Consider the following 1074-nt stretch of genomic DNA (forward strand, 5'->3'; position numbering starts at 1 on the left):
CGAGGAACACGTCCGCGGCTTCACGCGGATGTCCACCGAGGAGGCGCACGACACGCCTGTCCTCGTCGTCGACCGCCCCGGCTGGGTCCGGGCGAACGTGGCGGGGTTCAGGGAGCTTCTCAAGCCCCTCCTGGACAAGATGGAGGAGCGGCGCGGCTCGGGCCCCGGCGGAGCGGTCCTCGGCGCCGTCGGCGGCAAGGTCACGGGCGTCGAGCTCGGCATGCTGCTTTCGTTCCTGTCCTCCCGCGTCCTCGGACAGTACGAGACCTTCGCCCCCGCCACCCGGGACCTGCCGGCCGCGCCGAACGGCGGCGGAAGACTGCTCCTCGTCGCGCCGAACATCGTGCACGTGGAGCGCGAACTCGACGTGAATCCGCACGACTTCAGGCTCTGGGTGTGCCTGCACGAGGAGACGCACCGCACGCAGTTCACGGCCGTGCCCTGGCTGCGCGACCACCTCGAGGGCGAGATCCAGTCATTCCTCGCCGAGACCGACGTCGACCCGATGACGTTCCTGGAGCGCATCAGGGAGGCAGCCCAGTCCCTGGCGGGCGCACGCCCCGAGGGCGAGCAGGGTGAGGGCGACGACGGGGGCCGCTCCCTGGTCGAGCTCGTGCAGTCCCCGGCCCAGCGCGAGATCCTCGCCCGGCTCACCGCCGTGATGTCGCTGCTCGAAGGGCACGCGGACTTCGTGATGGACGGGGTCGGGCCCGCGGTGGTGCCGTCGGTGACCGAGATCAGGGAGAAGTTCAAGGAGCGCCGTCAGAAGGGTGCCTCCCGCCTGGACCTGGCGCTGCGCAAGCTCCTGGGCCTCGACGCGAAGCTGCGCCAGTACCGCGACGGCGAGCGGTTCGTCAGGGCCGTGGTGAACGAGGTGGGTATGGACGGATTCAATCGCGTATGGACATCGCCGAACACGCTCCCCACCAAGGCGGAGATCGCCAAATCGGCGGACTGGGTCGCGCGGGTGCACCGCAAGTCTGAGGGTGCACCGTAAGGCAGGGTCGTGAAACAAATATCGACCTCGACATGGGCATCGTCGAAGCGCCGAAGCCGGTCAACTCGATCGGTGAC

1 protein-coding gene is annotated in these 1074 nt (G+C 69.2%); it reads left to right on the forward strand.

The window, feature by feature from the left end; genetic code table 11:
* A partial coding sequence (locus tag ACWD4P_RS38510) for a zinc-dependent metalloprotease (RefSeq protein ID WP_449782853.1) occupies positions 1-997 on the forward strand: 997 nt, incomplete at its 5' end.
* Positions 998-1074: the final 77 nt, after the last annotated feature.

The sequence above is a fragment of the Kitasatospora sp. NPDC002543 genome, assembly GCF_053594915.1.